Below are 17,685 nucleotides of genomic sequence, written 5' to 3'. Positions count from 1 at the left end.
GTGGGCTCCGGCTGCTTCTAATGAGGTAAGAATAGGCCTGTAGCGCCGTTGGGTCAAAGCGGCGTCCTGCCGCGAGGCTGAACGCCACAGGACAATTTTGCCGGTTGCATGCCGCGCAACTCCGGGCCTGTGCGCTGCACCTGCAATGGCCGGCCGGCAACGATTGTCGAGAACTGTCAGCAGGGCATTGACTTGCGGTTGCATGCACCGACATTCGGCCTATATCAGGGGACCTCTTTCAAGCAGCCGTTTTCACCCATGCCTTCCATCCTGTCCATTTCCGGGGTCTCCAAGACCTACGCCACCGGTTTTACCGCGCTCAAGCAAGTCAATCTCGACATTCAGCGCGGCGAGATCTTCGCGCTGCTTGGGCCCAATGGCGCCGGCAAGACGACGCTGATCTCGATCGTCTGCGGCATCGTCAACCGCTCGTCGGGCACCGTCACCGTCGATGGCCACGACATCAACAAGGATTATCGCGCCGCGCGCAGCCTGATCGGACTGGTGCCGCAGGAACTGACCATCGACGCCTTCGAGAGCGTCTGGGCGACGGTCAATTACAGCCGTGGCCTGTTCGGCAAGCCGGCCAACCCAGCTTTCGTCGAGAAGGTGCTGCGCGACCTGTCGCTGTGGGACAAGAAGGACGCCAAGGCGATCACCCTGTCGGGCGGCATGAAGCGCCGGCTGATGATCGCCAAGGCGCTGTCCCATGAGCCGCGCATCCTGTTCCTCGACGAGCCGACCGCCGGCGTCGACGTCGAGCTGCGCCAGGACATGTGGGCCATGGTGCGCCGGCTGCGCGAGGACGGCGTCACCATCATCCTCACCACGCACTATATCGAGGAAGCCGAGGCGATGGCCGACCGCGTCGGCGTCATCAATCGCGGCGAGATCATCCTGGTCGAGCACAAGGCCGAACTGATGCGCAAGCTCGGCCGCAAGCGGCTGGTGCTGGAGCTGCGCAATCCGCTGACGGCCATTCCCGAGGCGTTCTCGCGCTATGCGCTGGACCTGTCGCCGGATGGCGGGCAGCTGACCTACACCTATGACAACCAGGCCGAGAGGCCCGGCGTCGCCTCGTTGATGCGCGACCTCGAGGCCGGCGGCATCCAGTTCCGCGATATCGACACGCAAAACTCTTCGCTCGAGGAGATCTTCGTCAATCTGGTGAGGAGGGAGCCATGAACCTTCGCGCAGTATGGGCGATCTACCGGATGGAAATGGCGCGCGCTTTCCGCACCGTGCTGCAGAGCATCGTCTCGCCGGTCATCTCGACGTCGCTGTATTTCGTTGTCTTCGGCTCGGCCATCGGCTCACGCATCACCGAGATCGACGGCATCAGCTACGGCGCCTTCATCGTGCCGGGTCTGATCATGCTGTCGCTGTTGACGCAGTCGATCTCCAACGCCTCCTTTGCCATCTACTTCCCGAAATTCGTCGGCTCGATCTACGAGCTTCTGTCGGCGCCGGTCTCCTATCTGGAGATCGTCATCGCCTATGTCGGCGGTGCCGCGACCAAGTCGATCATCCTCGGCCTGATCATCCTGGCCACCGCCTCGCTGTTCGTGCCGCTCACCATCCTGCACCCGTTCTGGATGCTCGCCTTCCTGGTGCTGACGGCGGTGACCTTCAGCCTGTTCGGCTTCATCATCGGCATCTGGGCCAAGAGCTTCGAGCAGCTGCAGCTGGTGCCGCTGCTGATCATCACGCCGCTGACCTTCCTCGGCGGCAGCTTCTATTCGATCAACATGCTGCCCGAGGTCTGGCGCACGGTGACGCTGTTCAATCCGGTCGTCTATCTGATCAGCGGTTTCCGCTGGAGCTTCTACGGCAAGTCCGATGTCTCGGTCGGCGTCAGCCTCGGCATGACCGTTGTCTTCCTGCTAGTCTGCATAACCATCGTCGCCTGGATCTTCAGGACTGGCTATCGGCTCAGGAACTGACCGCGGAAAGCATCTTGAAGCACCGCCAGACCTAGATTGCCTTGATCAGCCGCAACAACCCCAGCATCTCGACATACGTTCCCTTGCGGAAGGCGATGTAGACCGGCTCCTCGACGCCGTGGAAGCGGCGTTTGAACGCCGCCTGGCCCTGCAGGTTGAACCTGCGGCGGTTGACCCAGGGCGAAGAGTAGGCGCGCTGGAAGGCATTGCGCCAGAAATCGCTTTCGGCAAATCCGCTTGGCCCGATATCGAGCATCGGCGACAGGCCGAGCGTGACCACCGAGATGCCCTCTTCGCGAAACCGGTCGACGGCGAATTTGGTCAGGCCGATCTCGGCATGCGGCGAGGCATCGATATGCTTGCGCTTGAAGGCGGTCGTGTAGCCGATGACCCTGCCGTCGCGACACAGCGGGTCGAAGTCGAGCAAAGCTACCAGTTCGCCGTCGGGCCCGTGCAGCACGAAGCGGCGCATGTCGGTGCCGAGATGGTCGGCAAAGTTGCGGTTGAGAAAGCCCATCTCCCAGCGCTTGACGATGCGGTCGCCACGCCAGTTTTCCGAAAGCCGGGCGATCTCGTCGAGATAGATCGTGCGCTTGTCCTCTCCGAATGAAAAGCCCTTCTTCAGCAGCCAGCGCTCGGAGTAGCGCACGGTCTCGTTGCGCTTCCCGGAAAAATCATGCGCAGGCAGGGCGAGGCGGGTGTCGATGCCGAGGCGATTGACCTTGTAGCCCAGTCCGGCCAGCACGCGTGCGGTCTCCTCGCCGATCTGCACGAACCACGGGCTGCCGGCGGTCTCGGCGAAACGTCTGATGTAATCGGCCCGACGTGCCGGAGCCGCCACCGGGTCGCCGAGCGCAAAATGGTGCTTCATCTTGGTGCCGAAGGCGATGTAGCCGTCGGCGTCGCCGAAATAGGAAAGCTTGCCTTGCACGGCGGTGGAATAGGCGAGCGAGAAGTCGCCATAGCGGCGCACCAGTGCCAGCCGTTCGACATGGGTCAGCGCCTGCCGCTCGACCTCGGGCGCGGCGGCCTCAAGGATCTTGTCGAAATAGAACCGCAAGGAGGGCATGGTCGAGATTCCGCGTGCCGCCTACAGCGCCGGCCGTCCAGGACGCGCCGAGGTGCTGTAACACTTTGATTCTGCGCACGGCTCGAAAATCGGACTCGATTTCGGGCATGCGCGTGGGGGATAGTCGAGACCCGCCAGCCACCCAGAGCCTCGAATCAATCACATTGCCGCGACCTGATTACCGTTGATATCGCGCATATGCCATATAGAGCGCAACCGCGGCCCGGCGTATGGCGCTAAATCGCATCGCTCGAAATTCGGCCGCGGTTTGCTGCAGGATACTGCGCGGGATCAAACGGTTACAGCGTCCTGCGAGCCTTGCGGCGGGACGTCGAACGGGATTCGAGTGAATGACTGATACGACAATCAGATCGGTTGCGGATTTGCCGACCACGGTCGAGCCGGCAATCGTCGTCGGCGCCGGTGCTGCCGGACTGGCCGTCGCGCACGCCTTGATGAACGCCGGCGTGCCGACGGCGGTCCTGGAAAAGGAAAACCGGCTGGCCGAGCCATGGCACCGGCGGCACCAGCAATTGCATCTCAACACCCACCGCGATCTTTCTTCGCTGCCTGGTCTCGCCTTTCCGCCTGGCACGCCTGCCTTTCCGCAAAGGATGGTCGTCATCCGCCACATGAATGATTTCCAGAAGGAGAACCGGCTGCCGGTACAGTTTGGCATCGCGGTCGAAGAGATCACCTTCAAGGGCGATCATTGGGCATTGCGCACCAGCGCCGGAGCGCGCCTGGCCCGCAATGTCGTCATCGCCACCGGCCGCGACAGGCAACCGTTCACTCCGGAATGGAAAGGCATGAGGGATTTCGTCGGGCGCATCATCCATTCGGCGGATTTCGGTGACGCGCAGGGCTATGCGGGCCAAAGAGTGCTGGTCGTCGGCGCCGGCAATTCGGGCTTCGATGCGCTCAATCATCTGGCCGGCATAGACACGGCCGCTATCTGGCTGTCGGCCCGCAACGGTCCCGCCCTGCTGCCCAAGCGCATCGGCAAGATCGCCGTGCACCGGCTTTCGCCGATCATGGCGCGCCTGCCCTTGCGGGTGGCCGATGCGGTGATGGCGGCAACGCAGCGCCTGGTTTTCGGCGACCTGACCAAATTCGGCATGCCGCCGGCACCTGCGGGCGGCGCCAGCCGCCTGACCTCGGACTACACCGCGATCGCCGCCGACGACGGGGCCGTCAGCGCCATCAAGGCCGGCAAGATCACCGTCGTGCCCGGCATACGGGAATTCACCCGTGACGGCGTGATCCTGGCCAATGGGAGCCTGATCGATCCCGACATCGTCATTGCCGCGACAGGCTACCGCACCGGGCTGGAGCCCATGGTAGGCAAGCTTGGCGTGCTCGACGCCAAGGGCGTCCCGGTCTTCAACGGTGGCGAAGCCGATCCCAAATTGCCCGGTCTGTGGTTCACCGGCATGCGGCCAAGCATTCGCGGCTGCTTCGCCAATGCCGGTATCATGGCCAAGGCGATCGCCAAACGGATTGCAGGGTCGGCCTCGCACCAACCCAGCGCATTACGCTGATTTGGGTTCCAGCCGCCGGAAACCGACGGCTTCCATCAGCATGTCCTCTTCCACCATGCCGGCATTGTGCAGGGCGAGCAGGTTAAGCGCGATCTCCCGCGCTTCGGCGGAATCGGGATGTGCCTCGCGCCGCCGGCAGGCCTCGTCGAACACGCGCTGCAGCTTGGCGATATCGGCTGGCTTGAGCAAGCCACGGTCATAGACGGACTTCGACATGGCGATCTCCTGATAAAGATCTAGGGCGCCACGTTTAAATTGCCAATCTTTCCCGAGGCTTGACCGTCTTCACCCCGTCGCCTCGTCGTCCTGGGCAGAGCAAGGAGCGAAGCGACGCGGCGCAGACCCCTGGAGCTGCTCCGCAGGCCAAGGGATCCATGCCGCGGCTTCAAGGCACAGCAGCGGTGCAAATTCTGCCCCGCTGCACCCATGCTGGTGGGCAATCAGACCGCGATCTTGCCGCCGCCCTGTCTGGTGATGGCGACCACCGACGGCCGCACCGGCATGTCGGGCTTGAAGTCGGGCCAGCGCGTCGACAGATCCTCATAGTAGGACGGACGGCCGAAGCCTTCCCAATCCTCGCCGCCGTCGCCCGGATGTTGGACGGCGACGAAGGCGGTCTGGTCGTCGGGCGCAAACAGCGGGCCGCACATTTCGGCGCCGATCGGCACGCGGAAGAACAGCTTCGAGGTCGCCCGCGCGGCACCTTCCGTGTCGACCGCCCACAGCCCATCGGTGCGGCCGGTGGCTTTCGGACCCTGGCCGTCGGTGGCGACCCACAGGCGCCCGGCCGAATCGACCGCGCAATTGTCGGGCATGCCGAACCAGCCATTGGCCGTCGTCGCCGTCGAGAAGGTGGCGCCGACATCGGCAACCGCCGGATCGCCGCATTTCAGCAGCACTTCCCACTTGCCCTTGGCGGCAGTGAAATCACCGCCGTCCTCGGCGATCTCGATGATGTGGCCGAAGGCGTTTTCGGCGCGCGGATTGGCGGCGTCGACCTGGTCGGCCTTGCGCTTCGAATTGTTGGTCAGCATGACATAGACCTTGCCGTTGACGGCATTGGGCTGGATGTCTTCGGGGCGGTCCATCTTGGTGGCACCGAGCAGGTCGGCGGCGCGGCGCGTCTCGATCAGCACGTCGGCCTGGCTGGCAAAACCGTTTTCGGCCGTCAGCGGCCCCTGGCCGAAGACGATCGGCAGCCATTCGACCGTGCCATCTTCGGCGAACCTGGCGACATGCAGCGTGCCATCGTCGAGCAGGTCCTTGTTGGCCGCGAGGTCATCGGGATTGAACATACCCTTGGTCACGAACTTGTAGACATAGTCGAAGCGCTCGTCGTCACCGAGATAGAAGACGACGCGGCCGTCCCTGGCGACAATCGATTCGGCCCCCTCATGCTTGAAGCGGCCCATGGCGGTGCGCTTCCTCGGCGTCGAGGTCGGGTCGTTGACATCGACCTCGACGATCCAGCCGAAGCGGTTGGCCTCATTGGGTTCCTTGGCGAGGTCGAAACGCTCGTAATGCGCCGCCCATTCATAGGCGCCTTCGGGAATGCCGAGACGCTTGTAGTTCGCGGCTTCCTTGTGGCCTTCCGGCAGCTCGCCGGAAAAATAGCCATGGATGTTCTCCTCGGCCATCACATAGGTGCCCCAGGGCGTGACGCCGCCGGCGCAATTGTTGAACGTGCCGAACACCTTGGTGCCGGACGGATCGGCATTGGTCTTGACGCGGTCATGGCCGGCAACCGGACCGGACAGCGCCATTTCGGTGTTGGAGGTGATGCGGCGGTTGAGCTTGCCGTCGCGCACCACCTGCCATTTGCCACCATCCTTGCGGATCTCGACGATGGTGCCGCCATGGGCGGCCATCTCGACATCGACCTGCTCCTTCGAGAGGGGTGCGACTTCTGCCGACTTCTTGCCGTCCTTTTCGACGATCTTCACGATGTCCGGGAACATCAGATGCGGATTGGTGTATTCGTGGTTGACCACCAGCAGGCCATGTTCGGCCGAGCCGTCGATCGGGATGTAGCCGACATAATCGTTGTTGTAGCCGAACTGTTTCGCCTGGGCCTCGGCCGACTGTTTCGTCGGGTCGAAGTCGGGCGAATCGGCAAACAGCGGATCGCCCCAGCGCAGCAAGACATCGGCATCGTAACCCGGCGCGACATGATGCTTGTCGTCGATGCCGGCCTCGAGTTCGTCGAAAATGAAGGCCGAGCCTTCCGCTGCCCGGGCCTCGTCGGCGCTGATCAGCGCCAGCGGGCTGACGGTGGCGGCGATGGCCGAGACAGCCAGCGAACCCTTGAGGAAGCCGCGACGCGAGAACCGCGCCGCGACGATCTCGCCCATGGTGCGGTTGTCGGAAGCGTTGATGGCCGGGCCGTCGTTTTCCTCGAGCAGGCTGGTGCGAAATCGGGTGTCGGGGGAGCGAAGGTCAGTCATGGTGGCTTGCCTCTGGCTGTTGGATTGGCTGGAGCGTGGGTATCTGTTTGACCCCCTTATAATCGCCGGGTCACATTTTCGTGACATCGGGAAACCTTTCAGACGCGACAGGCATTGCGTGCAGCCCTGGCTAAGCAATTCGCCGAGACCGTGGAACTGCTCCAGGATCGTCGTTTCGAGATAGAGGAAACCTTCGGCGGCATGTTTGGGCCGCGCATCCCCCGACGGCGCTGACATCAGTCGTTTGCAAACAACGAGTCAACGGGCAAGGGCCAGCTCGACAAGTCACCTCCGCCGCCCCCGGCGGAGGTGACTTGATGTTCGGCGTCTGCCGTCGGCGTCGGGAAAGCCAGTCTCCCGTTTAGCGATGGCGGTCGCGGCGCCGTTCATGCGAAGCTAATGTAGCATATGCTTGGGACTTTAGTCCAACCTTGCTCTTGCAATGGTCCTGGTTGACAACCGCAACGGTCGGAGGTCGCTTCCGGGCGCCGCGTCTTTCGGCAATGTTGGTTGCACTGCAACGTTGGGTGGCGCGCGCCGGGCTCAGTCGTCGGAGATCAGAATGCACAGATCGGTCACGATCCGTTGTTGCCGGCTGGCGCTCAAATCGGCAGCGGCGCTGGCGTTGACGATCGCGCCCTACCAGATTGTCCTGGACGGTTCCGTTTCCGGCATCCACCCCGCCAGCGCATACGCCGGCAAGGGTGGCAATGGCGGCGGCAACAATGGCGGTGGAAACGGCAACGGCGGCGGTTCCGGCGGAGGCAATAGCGGGAACAGCGGCAATAGCGGCAACGGAAATGGGAATGGCAATAACGGCAATAACGGCAATAACGGCAACGGCAAATCAGGATCCAATCAGGGTAAGAGCGGCAGCCATGTCAATGCGAAGACTGGTGACAAGGTCGACGTGACCGGCAACAAGATCACAGTCCGGCATCCCGACGGCATAACGGAAAAGCTCGAGAACGGTCGTTTCAGCATGAAGGACGCTCTCGGTCGCACGATCATCGACCGCCAGGCCACGCCGGCCGATGCCAATCGTCTCAAGGCCTTGTGAAGCTGGCCAACAGGCAACGGTCAGCTTCGCACGTCACCTCCGCCGCCCCCCGGCGGAGGTGACCTCGTTTTCGGCCGGCGTCGTCCCGGTTTTCGGCACCGCGCAATGGCTGCAGTCCCGAGACGCGCCGCGCTTTTGCGCAATCCAGGGCGGGAAACCGCTGCGCATTTTCCCCGGACCTGGCCTGGAGCAATTCTAGGAAAAGTGTGAAGTGGTGTTCCGTCTAGACTAGGAAGGTCTGTCGCGGTCGCGCCACTCACGCATCATCAAGGCCGCTTCGGTGCGGTTTCGCACATTGAGCTTCGACAGCACCCCTGTCATGTGATGCTTGACGGTCTTCTCCTGCAGCTCAAGCCGCAAGGCGACTTCCTTGTTGCTCAGCCCCTCCGCCACCAGCCGCAGGATTTCCGTCTGCCGCTCGGTGAGCTGCCGCAGCCGTTCCGCTATGCCGTCGGTCGGCTGCTGGGACTGGAGATCCGAAAGCAGCCGGGCCGACAGTGTCGGCGAGAGATAGCTTTCGCCGGCTGCGACATTGCGCAGGATGTCGGCGAGCCCGCGTGACCCGACGCCTTTGAGGACATAGCCATTCACCCCTGCGTTCAGCGCCTTGGTCACATCGGCATTGGCCTCCGAAACGGTCAGCATGACGATCTTCTGGGCGGGATGGCTGGCTAGGATGCTTGCGACCGCGGTCAGCCCGCCGCCCGGCATGGAGATATCGAGCAGCAAGATGTCGGGCCGCACCGTCGCGGCGAGGCGTTCGGCATCCTGCGCCGTGGCGCCCTCGCCAACGATCTCGAAGCCTCCGATCTCCGACAGGCTGCGCGTCACACCTTCGCGAAAGAGGGGATGATCGTCGACAATGGCGATGCGAATGGTCCCAGTCATGCTTGCTCCTCGACTGACAGACGGATCACCAAACGCGTACCTTGCGGCCCGGTCAAGGTTTCAAACTGTCCGCCAATGCTTTCAACCCGCTCCCTGAGGCCGGCGAGCCCGAGGCCCTCGACCCGTGCCGCCGGATCGAAACCCGGCCCACCATCCGACACTTCGACAAAAAGCCTGCCACCTTTCATCCCGGCACTCACCGCTTGATCCTTGCCCAACCCGTGGCGATAGGCGTTGTTCAGCCCTTCCTGAACGAAACGATAGATGCAGATCTTCTCGGAAGCGCCCGGTTCTGGCAACTGTCCGGCCAGCGTCAGCGTCACCGACGTTCCCGTCCTCTGCTCGTGCTCCCTGACGGCCAGCCGCAGAATGTCGGTTGCGGCAGCCGTCTCGATCTGCGGCAGCACAAGGCCGGTGCAGATGCCGCGTATTTCGCGCATCGCATCCTCCAGCGTCTTGCGGATCATCGCGACCTCGGTCGAACGGCTTTCGCCCGAATGGCCGTCGCTGGAAAATATCGGACTATCCATGCGCAGTGCCGCCAGGGCCACGAGTTGGGCCGGGCCGTCATGGAGGTCGGCGCCGATGCGGCGCAGATATCTTTCGTTGAGCGCGGTGGCGCGGCGAGAGGCCCGTTGCACGCGCAGTCGCAAGGCGCTGTTTTGCGCCACCAGACCCTGCAGCTCCGACACCTGGCGGCGCAGCGCTCCACGCTGGTCGTCGATGGTGCGGCTGCCGCGCAGGACGATGCCCGACAGGAGCAGGAATGCTGCCAGGGTCGCGCCGGCCACGATCAGCCAGCTCGACCACAGAGCGGATGCCAGGGTGGCCTGGAAATCGTCGGCGATCTCATAGAACTCGGTGACCGCCACCACCTCGCCCGACCAGGGCTCGCGCACGGGATTGTAGATCTCCAGCAATGGCAAGCCGGTAGCCTTTTGCTCGCGTTCATCATCATCGAATGTATTGAATTCAGCGACGACATTGCCTTCGAAGGCGGAACGCAGATTGTCGCTCGGAGCGAAGCGGCGGCCAATCAGGGCCGTCTCCTTCGCGTAGAGAACCGTCCCGTCGCGGCGCCAGAGCACGAACGATTCGAGGCGCTTGCCGAGCGCGCCCTGGCCCAGCGTCTCGTCCAGCGCCTGCTTGACGGAGTCGCTGAGTTCCTGCTCCTTGCGCAAGTCGGGAAGCAGCGGCGCAATCACGCTGTCGACATAGAGCGCCGTCGTGGCGGCCGAATTGCGGATGACGCCGTCCCTGATCTGCGCCGTCACCCAGGCGCCCACCACCAGCATGACGGCCAGCAGGCCAAAGCCGCCGGCAACGACGAATTGCAGGGCAAGAGAGAGTTCGCTCCAGCGTCGCGTCAAGTTCTGAAGAATACGAATCATGAACCCCTGACCGCCCTTCAATCGACAGGCTGGGCGATTACACACATTGAGCCTCCCTCATGCCATTGCCAAGAGCTTCGTTTGGGAGAGCGCTTGACGTCCCGGCGCGCTTCGGAAACAACGTCCGCGACACACGCGGCTGGAGCCGCTTCGAGAGGGGACGGAGCGTTGAGTTTTTCAGGATTGCTGCAGCTCGGCTTTTCGACGGTCATTTTCCTGCTGGCCGCGACAGCCGCCAAGCAATGGGGCCTGGCGCCGAGCCTTGGCAAGATCGCGCTGACGCTGGCACTCTATTCGCTTGGCAATCTGATCATGCTGCGGCTGATCCGCGAATTCGGCATGTCGGTGTCGTTCAGCCTGTCTGCCGTCATCCAGCTGGTGTCGGTGAACGTCGTGGCACTGGTCTTCTTCGGCGAGCGCGTCAACGCGCTGCAGGCGACCGGCATCATGCTGGCGATCGCCGCGGTGGCGCTAATCACGCTCGGACCCTATCTGCAAGGCCGGCTGTAACAGGCGAATTGCCGATGAAGAACGCCGCGAACACTCTGCTCAACCGGGTTGAATTCCCGGTGCTGCTGGCCGGCCTGGCGATCGCCGCCGGCCTGTGGGGCTTCGAGGAGCTGATGGAGATGGCGCGCGCCACCACGCCGCACGCCTTCGACACCGAGATCCTGCTCGCCTTCCGCCAGGCGGGGCGCCCTGACAGCCCAATCGGCCCGCTGTGGCTGCAAGGGGCGATGCGCGACATCACAAGCCTTGGCAGCGGCAGCGTGCTGGTGCTGATCGTGACGGCGGTAATCGTCTATCTCCTGCTTATCCGCAGGCCGGCGACCGCCCTTTTCATCTTCGTGGCGGTGGCCGGCGGTCAGGTGCTGTCGAGCTTGCTGAAAGCCGGCATCGACCGGCCGCGCCCCGAACTCGTCTCGCATCTCGTCAACGAAACGACGCTGTCTTTTCCGAGCGGCCACGCCATGCTGTCGGCGGTGACCTATCTGACGCTCGGCGCGCTGGCGGCACGCTTCCTGCCGGGACGGACGACGAAGATCTATGTGCTGTCGCTGGCGGTGCTGACGACGCTGCTGGTTGGCATCAGCCGCATCTATCTCGGTGTGCACTGGCCGTCGGACGTGCTGGCCGGCTGGTGCGCCGGCTTTGTCTGGGCGATGCTTTGCTGGCTCTCTGCCCGGGTGTGGCAGCGATGGCGCGGGCAGCGCCCGGACGGCGACAGCGAGACTGGAGATTAGATCAGCCGGTTGATCAACCCGTGCCCGCAACCCGCCAACAGCAAAACCGCCGACAGCAAGGCTGCCGATGTCATCCAAGCCGTGGAAATCTTCAACTGCTCACTCCGGTCGATGCTGAAAAGGGAAGGCTGCGTCGATATCTTCCCGGTAATGACCAGCCTAGCATGCCTGTCTTGATCCCCGCCACCCGGCTTCCCGAGAGGGGACATGTTTCATATATGCATTGTGATGGTTGAAACATCACCATGACTGTACTCCGAGAAAAGTAGCCCCGGTACGGAACGCAGCCGGAAACCGGAAAGCACCCTGTTCGTGGCGTCAGGGAGAATTGCGGCGCGGCAAAGACGGCCCAGGTCACAGCGTCCCGACCGATGTCGACATAGCTGCGGTAGCTGTTGTTTCGGCAGTGGATCAGACTTTCGATTTTTGCGGAATTGGCAAATGCGGCCATTGCGCCAGGCCATGCAGGACGTTCAAATTTGAGCTTCCGCATTCATGCTCTGTCGAGCGTATCTCTTAGAGCCGCTTAAACCTTCTGCGCCGTAGGTTTTTGCCGTGCTGAATCGCCGTCAGCGACGATGACGACGAAATAGGAGAACTCAAATGGCTCGCAGTCACGTTGAACGTCTTGGAGAGTTCAGGGAAATCCTGGTCGCCACTCGACGCGAAGGAGTCCGTAACGTCCACCATACTCGCGACGCAATGCGGGCAAGTGGCTTTCAGATCGGGGACAGCGACGGCTCCAGCTACGGAGCCGAGCTGAAGGTGCTCCAAGAGGAAATCGAGGCGGTCGATCGCGCCATCGAAGACGAGAAACGGTTGGCCCTAGAGAGCGAGCCTCAATCCCGTCGACCGATTAAGCCGAGGATCGTGAAGGGGACGTAGAGGCACCAACCCGGAGGCGTCGCCTAACTTCCCACAATGCGGGTCGGCGGTCCTCGCCGAGGAATGACGGTCCGCCTCACGACTGCTGGTGAAGGTTTTGTGGCTCGCCTCCAGGCCACCGGTTACATCTCTCAATCGAGCTTCATGGCCGCCACTTCGCTCTCGTTCATTCGCGGCACATAGAGGATCGACTTGCCGTCCGTGCCGATGTCGGCGCTGCCCGGCTTGAAATGCGCCACCGCTTCCGGCACGCCGCCGGCATGATAGCGGTAGAGCGTGCCGGTCATGTAGGCGGTGGCGTAGATGGTGTCGCCGATGGCAATGACGCCGTCGAGGTCGGCGAATTTCTGGGCGCCCGGCAAGGGTGAAACCACCTTGCTTGAAAGGTCGACCGACAGCAGGCTGCCCGGCTCCGCCGTGCTGAAGTCGGGCTTGATGCCCTTGCCCCAAGAGGCGACGATCAGCCTGTTGCCATCGGCGAAGACGCCGTTCGGCGACGCCAGCATCGGATCTCTGACGAACAGCTCCGGCCGGTCGCCGTCGATGCGATAGATGGCGTCGGCCAGCATATCCGTGACGTAGACCTTGCCGGATGGGTCCGATGTCATGTCGTTGAGGAAGACCGCGTTCGGCACCGCGATGCTGGCGACGAGCTTGCCGCTGGCAAGGTCGACGACGCGGACTTTCGTGATGTCGGCGATATAGAGCTTGCCGCCCGCTATCGCCATGCCCTTGGGTGCATCCATGCCGTCGGCCCAGTGTTGGGTGATCGTCTTGCCGTCAACGGACAGCACGGAGAGATAGCCGTTGCCGTCGGCCTCGCCGGGATTGCCTGATATGTTGGAGACGATGATGCGGTTGTTGGCGGCGTCGAACAGCGCCGATTCCGGCTGTTCGAGGCCAGCGGTGCGCCAGAGTTCGCCGGCCTGGGCGGCAGGCACCGACGCGCTGCCGATGACGGCGAGAAAGGCTGAGGTGACGAGGGTGTTCATGGCTGCTCTCCTGTGATGACGCGGCAGAGCTATGATTTTCGATACTTTTCCGAAAGGCTGATTAGCGCTAGTATCGAAAGTCGATACCAAACTGCCGGCAAGAGGTGTATCCGATGAACGGTCTTATCTTCGAGGCGCTGAAGCGGACGCTGAAGGCGAAGGGCGTCACCTATCGCGAGCTCGCCGAACGCATGGGCGTTTCCGAGCCGACGGTGAAGCGCATCTTCCACGAGCGCAACTGCAAGCTCGACCGGCTGGTGGAGATCTGCGCGGCCGCCGGTGTCGAGCTGGAGAACGTGCTCGGCTCGATGAACCGGGGGCCAGGGCCGGTCAACCACATCGCGCCCGAGATCGAGCGCAAGCTCGCCGGCCGGCCGGCCTTGCTGTTCATCTTCGTCATGCTGTCGGAAAAATTCACGCCCGAAGGCATCATGCGCTCGCAAGGCCTGAGCGAAGCCTCGATGTTCCTCTATCTGCGCGATCTTGAGGAGCTGGGCCTGGTCGCGCTCGGCCGGGGTCTGACTGCGAGAGTGCTGGTCGAGACGCCGATCCAGTGGAATTTTGAAGGGCCGCTAAGGCCGCTGTTCGAAATGACCAACAAGAATTTCATCGGCTGGGCGATCACCCATATCGACAACGAAGCGACCTTCGTCAGCTTCTCGAGGCGGATGCGGCCGGAGACGGCGGAGATGGTGCGGCGCGAGGCGGAGGATCTCGCCGACCGCGCCAAACTGCTGGCCCATCACGACCAGCACACCACGCCGGAGGATGGGCTGGTTGGCTACAAATGGACGTTTGCCTTCGGTGCAACGCCATTTCCGGCGATCATGCCGATCGGGCCGCATCCGCGCGATGCCAGTGCAAGGGCCGACAGCCAAAGCGCCCTGACTGCAAAAGGCCGGCTGTCGCTGCCGGTCTGAGCAGACACCAAGCCAATCGCCTCAGCACGATTGCATCTGGCGGCTGAGCTTGCCGCGCACGGCCCTGGCGGTGCCGACCGCCGGCTTCGCCAATTGCGCATACTGGTCTGGCGTGATCGGCGGGCGGCCGTCTGGCTGCAGCTGGACGCCAGCAGGCAGATAAGCATTGCGATCGGGCTGCCCCGCCTGCCCCGCGCTGTGGCTGGAAAATGCCGCGATGTCGGCCCCGAGGCTCCCCTCGGAGTTGCTTTTCCCGCCACCCGTTGCCTGTTGGCCCACATCCTATCGCCCCATTACCGGGCCGAGGATGAGGCTGCGGATTTTTGGCGTCAGCGGCCTGACGACATCGGCGAAGGGGTCGCCCTCGGCCCGCAAAGCCATCAATCCTTCGACCTCTTCGTCGATGGCGGCGATGGTCTCTGTCTTCTGTGCGTCGGTCAGCTCCCTCATGCCGGATATGGCATTCCTGAGCTTGGCGAAAATGGCATCGAGTTCTGCGACCGGCATCGTCGCCAGGAACCCGCGCATGGTCTCGCCAAGCGCGATCTTCCAGCTGTCGGCGGTGAAACCGGCTGTGCCGATCAGGCCCTTGTCCGCGGCATCGCGCTCATACCAGTCGGCGGCGATCTCCTCGTCATAGGCGAACTGACCGAATTCGGGCTGCAAGGCCTCGATCAGGCCGACGACCGCCGACGCATCCCGCGCTGTCAGCGCCAAGGCCTGCGGGCTGTCGAAGATCATGCCGGCAAGTGCGAGCGCGCCGGCCAGCCGGCGCATGGCTGCGAAACGCCGCTCAGCCATAACAATCCTCCGCAATGCCGGCCCGGGCACTGCTCGTCGCCTGGGACTGCAGAACCGAGCCGCCGATCGAGGCGGCCTGGCCGGCAATGACCCCACCATTGCCAGCCAGACCGCCAAGACCCCCCGCCATCGACAGGACACCGCCGAGCAGAGCTGCATTGGTCTGCGCCTTCGCCGCCTTCTTGGCGGCATCGGCGCAAGCCGTTTCCGTCGTCGGTTCGTTCTGGGCCTTCTTGCTGCCGGCCGCACTCGCGATCGATCTCGGGTTGTCGTCGACCTGGCCCGTTTGGCAGCCCGCCAGGGCAATGGTCAGGGCCAGGAAAATGCTCTTTTTCATGGTGCTGCTCATCATCGGGCAGCGCGCGGCGGCAGCTTGGCCTCGCGATGATCGGTCACCGTGTTGCCCAAGGCGATCGACAGCAGATAGACGCGTGGATTGAAGCCCGCCGCGGCCAGTGCCGACAGCGTCTTGAACAGTTGCAAATGAAACATCGTGCCCCCTTGGATTGCCGCCAACGCGGTTCCGGTTTTGGAATCGCGCCGCAAACTAGGGGCATCGAAGGGGGTCAGCTTGGACAGAACGGCACTGAAAGCGGCCAAAACGGCCCGGGATTGACGTTTTGCAGGCCGCAGCGCATATGACCGCCCTCTTGGGCATGGGGGTGTCGATGACTGCGACGATGGGGCCGTCAGCTTCGTTCAGGCTGGCGACGGAGATGTTTCCGGAGCGGGATCGCGTCGAGATCACGCGCGAGGTTTACGGCCGCACGGTTCTGAGGGTGGACCTTGATCCGCTGGCGCCGGCGCAGATCGACATGCGGGTGCGCGCGTTGCCGGGCCTCGGCATCGCCACCGGCAGCTCATCGGAATTCCGGGTGCATCACACGTCGTCGCTGATCGACAACGACGACTTCGTTCTTCTGGCGGCCCTCGACGGGGGCAGTGTGATGAAGCATCGCGGCCGCGAGGAGGCGGTCGGCAACGGCCAGGCACTGATGATGAGCGGTGAAGAGGTTGGCCTCAACCTGATTGGCGCCGGCGGGTTCCGCTTCGTCAATCTGAGTTTTTCGCGCAAGCAGCTTTCGCCTCTGATCGGCGATCCGGCCGCGGTTCTTATGCGGCCCTTGCCGACCCAGAGCGGGGCCATGCGGCTGTTGCTCGACTATATCAGCTCGATCCAGGAGGTCGGAGACGAGTTGACCGCGGAGGCCTGCCACCTTGCGGCGACGCATGTCTTCGACCTTGCCGCACTCGCCATGGGCGCGACCAGGGATGCGGCCCAGATATCGCGCGGCCGCGGCGTCAGCGTTGCCCGCTTGCGCGCCATCAAGGCCGATATCGTCGCGCATGGCGGCCATGTCGACCTGTCGGCGCAGGACGTCGCCGCCCGCCACGGACTGTCGGCCCGCTACGTCCGCAAGCTGTTCGAGAGCGATGGCACATCCTTGATTGATTTCATGATGACCCAGCGGCTGGCGCGCGCCCATCGCATGCTCGGCGATCCGCGCCATGCCGGACGCAGCATCACCGCGATCGCCTACGAGGCCGGCTTCAACGACCTTTCCTATTTCAACCGGGCGTTCCGCCGCCGTTATGATGCCACACCCTCGGACGTGCGGGCCGCGGCTTGCAAGCACTGACGTCCGGCCGCCGGCCAGCACTCCCCTGCACGCGGCGGACTCATTTGATCGCGTTTATTCGGCCGCCTTCGCCCCGGGATCGGCAAGCTTGTCGTCCCAGGTCACCGCCCGGTAGTCGAAACCATATTCCAGCGTCGGCTTGACGATGCGGAAATAGGGCGACAGGTCGAAATCGCGCGGCGTGTACAGCGAGTGGTGGCGGATGTGCAGGATTTCCTTGCGCGAATAATTAGACTGCGCCGAAGCGCGGCCGGGCGCACGGGTGATCTCGGGCAGGATCGGATAGCGGATCTGGCCATAGGCCTCTGCGATCAGTGTCGAGCAGATCGCCCGTGTCGGGTCGCCGGAGCCGAAGGCCAGCATGCGGCGCCGCCAGCGCACCGGCACCGGCGGCGTCGGGAAGAAAAAACGCAGCATGTCCAAAATGTTCTTGAGGTCGTATTTCAGGCCGAGCTTGCCGATCATGAAGGCGACGACCTTGTCGCGATCCTCCGGCGCCAGTCCGTTTGCTCGGCAGATGCGGGTGTTGTAGGTGCGGTAGCGCGACAATGGCACGGCGACGCAGCCTTCGCCGATCGTGACCTCGATCAGGCGCGGCCGCTCTGAGCCGTCTGCCGGCGCGGGCAAGGCATCGCCGACATAGAAGGCCGCATGCGACCAGGTCGACTGGGTCAGGTACTTGATCGCCGCCGAGATTTTCTGGTTGCCCTCGATCAGCAGGATGTCGCCGGGCTCAAGCGTGCGGCGCAGCGTTTCGGCATCGGACGGTGTGTAGGGCTCGTAGCCGGACGATTCTTCCTGCAGCCGGCCGGCAAGCCAGCGGCCAAGTCGATCCAGAAGCGTGTCGCCGGGCTCGGTCATGCTCCA

21 protein-coding genes are annotated in these 17,685 nt (G+C 63.4%); 9 read left to right on the top strand and 12 right to left on the bottom strand.

Annotated elements, in window-relative coordinates; genetic code table 11:
• Positions 1 to 258: 258 nt before the first annotated feature.
• Together LB558_RS10555 and LB558_RS10550 are read left to right on the top strand one after the other, a co-directional pair.
• Positions 259 to 1,185 carry an ABC transporter ATP-binding protein gene (locus tag LB558_RS10555; RefSeq protein WP_224697501.1) on the top strand — a complete coding sequence of 309 codons (927 nt, stop codon included), beginning with the start codon at positions 259 to 261 and terminating at the stop codon, positions 1,183 to 1,185.
• Entirely contained in the window at positions 1,182 to 1,943 is a 762-nt protein-coding gene (locus tag LB558_RS10550) for an ABC transporter permease (RefSeq protein ID WP_224697500.1), read from the top strand. The genes LB558_RS10555 and LB558_RS10550 overlap by 4 nt, the downstream gene beginning before the upstream one ends.
• 31 nt (positions 1,944 to 1,974) lie before the next feature.
• On the opposite strand, the gene LB558_RS10545 is transcribed toward LB558_RS10550, so the two are convergent.
• Entirely contained in the window at positions 1,975 to 3,012 is a 1,038-nt protein-coding gene (locus LB558_RS10545; protein WP_224697499.1) for a phosphatidylglycerol lysyltransferase domain-containing protein, read from the bottom strand.
• Positions 3,013 to 3,362: 350 nt separating this feature from the next.
• Between LB558_RS10545 and LB558_RS10540 the strand changes: the two genes are divergently transcribed.
• Positions 3,363 to 4,553, top strand: a complete 1,191-nt coding sequence (locus LB558_RS10540; RefSeq protein WP_224697498.1) for a flavin-containing monooxygenase — start codon at positions 3,363 to 3,365, stop codon at positions 4,551 to 4,553.
• On the opposite strand, the gene LB558_RS10535 is transcribed toward LB558_RS10540, so the two are convergent.
• Both LB558_RS10535 and LB558_RS10530 read right to left on the bottom strand, forming a co-directional pair.
• Entirely contained in the window at positions 4,545 to 4,769 is a 225-nt protein-coding gene (locus LB558_RS10535; RefSeq protein WP_027040313.1) for a hypothetical protein, read from the bottom strand. The two genes, LB558_RS10540 and LB558_RS10535, sit on opposite strands and share 9 nt — an antisense overlap.
• 224 nt (positions 4,770 to 4,993) lie before the next feature.
• Positions 4,994 to 6,997: a PhoX family protein gene (locus tag LB558_RS10530; RefSeq protein ID WP_224697497.1), complete on the bottom strand. Its 2,004-nt coding sequence runs from the start codon at positions 6,995 to 6,997 to the stop codon at positions 4,994 to 4,996.
• Positions 6,998 to 7,439: 442 nt separating this feature from the next.
• Here LB558_RS10530 and LB558_RS10525 point away from each other — a divergent pair, with 442 nt between their 5' ends.
• Positions 7,440 to 8,057 (top strand): hypothetical protein, encoded by a 618-nt coding sequence (locus LB558_RS10525; RefSeq protein WP_412033458.1) that lies wholly within the window; start codon positions 7,440 to 7,442, stop codon positions 8,055 to 8,057.
• A 228-nt stretch (positions 8,058 to 8,285) separates the two neighbouring features.
• On the opposite strand, the gene LB558_RS10520 is transcribed toward LB558_RS10525, so the two are convergent.
• Together LB558_RS10520 and LB558_RS10515 are read right to left on the bottom strand one after the other, a co-directional pair.
• Positions 8,286 to 8,945, bottom strand: a complete 660-nt coding sequence (locus LB558_RS10520) for a response regulator (protein ID WP_224697496.1) — start codon at positions 8,943 to 8,945, stop codon at positions 8,286 to 8,288.
• A complete protein-coding gene (locus LB558_RS10515; RefSeq protein WP_224697495.1) occupies positions 8,942 to 10,336 on the bottom strand; it encodes a sensor histidine kinase in 1,395 nt (464 codons plus the stop codon). The genes LB558_RS10520 and LB558_RS10515 overlap by 4 nt, the downstream gene beginning before the upstream one ends.
• 168 nt (positions 10,337 to 10,504) lie before the next feature.
• Here LB558_RS10515 and LB558_RS10510 point away from each other — a divergent pair, with 168 nt between their 5' ends.
• Complete coding sequence (locus LB558_RS10510; protein ID WP_013528672.1) at positions 10,505 to 10,846, top strand: hypothetical protein; 342 nt, start codon at positions 10,505 to 10,507, stop codon at positions 10,844 to 10,846.
• A 14-nt stretch (positions 10,847 to 10,860) separates the two neighbouring features.
• The gene (locus LB558_RS10505; RefSeq protein WP_224697494.1) at positions 10,861 to 11,580 is read left to right on the top strand and encodes a phosphatase PAP2 family protein; all 720 of its coding nucleotides are present in this window, start codon (positions 10,861 to 10,863) and stop codon (positions 11,578 to 11,580) included.
• Positions 11,581 to 11,671: 91 nt separating this feature from the next.
• Here LB558_RS10505 and LB558_RS33045 read toward each other — a convergent pair whose 3' ends face one another.
• Positions 11,672 to 12,031 carry an aminopeptidase gene (locus LB558_RS33045; protein WP_318011628.1) on the bottom strand — a complete coding sequence of 120 codons (360 nt, stop codon included), beginning with the start codon at positions 12,029 to 12,031 and terminating at the stop codon, positions 11,672 to 11,674.
• 152 nt (positions 12,032 to 12,183) lie between these two features.
• Here LB558_RS33045 and LB558_RS10495 point away from each other — a divergent pair, with 152 nt between their 5' ends.
• On the top strand, positions 12,184 to 12,465 hold the full coding sequence (locus LB558_RS10495) for a hypothetical protein (RefSeq protein WP_127261235.1): 282 nt from the start codon (positions 12,184 to 12,186) through the stop codon (positions 12,463 to 12,465).
• A gap of 131 nt (positions 12,466 to 12,596) precedes the next feature.
• Here LB558_RS10495 and LB558_RS10490 read toward each other — a convergent pair whose 3' ends face one another.
• Positions 12,597 to 13,457 carry an SMP-30/gluconolactonase/LRE family protein gene (locus tag LB558_RS10490; protein ID WP_224697493.1) on the bottom strand — a complete coding sequence of 287 codons (861 nt, stop codon included), beginning with the start codon at positions 13,455 to 13,457 and terminating at the stop codon, positions 12,597 to 12,599.
• Positions 13,458 to 13,570: 113 nt separating this feature from the next.
• Here LB558_RS10490 and LB558_RS10485 point away from each other — a divergent pair, with 113 nt between their 5' ends.
• Entirely contained in the window at positions 13,571 to 14,377 is an 807-nt protein-coding gene (locus LB558_RS10485) for a helix-turn-helix domain-containing protein (RefSeq protein WP_224697492.1), read from the top strand.
• Between the two features lie 21 nt (positions 14,378 to 14,398).
• Here the strand turns inward: LB558_RS10485 and LB558_RS10480 are convergent, their stop codons facing one another.
• Genes LB558_RS10480 through LB558_RS10465 form a run of 4 tightly spaced genes read right to left on the bottom strand, consistent with a single transcriptional unit; the run spans position 14,399 to position 15,670 of the window.
• Entirely contained in the window at positions 14,399 to 14,656 is a 258-nt protein-coding gene (locus LB558_RS10480) for a hypothetical protein (protein ID WP_224697491.1), read from the bottom strand.
• A gap of 3 nt (positions 14,657 to 14,659) precedes the next feature.
• The gene (locus LB558_RS10475; protein ID WP_224697490.1) at positions 14,660 to 15,178 is read right to left on the bottom strand and encodes a hypothetical protein; all 519 of its coding nucleotides are present in this window, start codon (positions 15,176 to 15,178) and stop codon (positions 14,660 to 14,662) included.
• Positions 15,171 to 15,515, bottom strand: coding sequence for a hypothetical protein (locus tag LB558_RS10470; protein WP_224697489.1), 345 nt, complete (start codon positions 15,513 to 15,515; stop codon positions 15,171 to 15,173). Before LB558_RS10470 ends, LB558_RS10475 begins: the two co-directional genes overlap by 8 nt.
• Before the next feature lie 11 nt (positions 15,516 to 15,526).
• A complete protein-coding gene (locus tag LB558_RS10465; protein WP_224697488.1) occupies positions 15,527 to 15,670 on the bottom strand; it encodes a hypothetical protein in 144 nt (47 codons plus the stop codon).
• Positions 15,671 to 15,816: 146 nt separating this feature from the next.
• On the opposite strand from LB558_RS10465, the gene LB558_RS10460 reads away from it, so the two are divergent.
• Entirely contained in the window at positions 15,817 to 16,818 is a 1,002-nt protein-coding gene (locus tag LB558_RS10460; protein ID WP_224697487.1) for a helix-turn-helix transcriptional regulator, read from the top strand.
• 54 nt (positions 16,819 to 16,872) lie between these two features.
• Here the strand turns inward: LB558_RS10460 and LB558_RS10455 are convergent, their stop codons facing one another.
• A complete protein-coding gene (locus LB558_RS10455; protein WP_224697486.1) occupies positions 16,873 to 17,679 on the bottom strand; it encodes a YiiX/YebB-like N1pC/P60 family cysteine hydrolase in 807 nt (268 codons plus the stop codon).
• Between the last annotated feature and the right edge of the window lie 6 nt (positions 17,680 to 17,685).

Source organism: Mesorhizobium sp. CO1-1-8 (assembly GCF_020164875.1).
In the GTDB taxonomy this organism is placed as follows: Bacteria; Pseudomonadota; Alphaproteobacteria; order Rhizobiales; family Rhizobiaceae; genus Mesorhizobium.
Note: the sequence above shows the minus strand (reverse complement) of the source record. Positions and strands in the feature narration are given on the sequence as shown.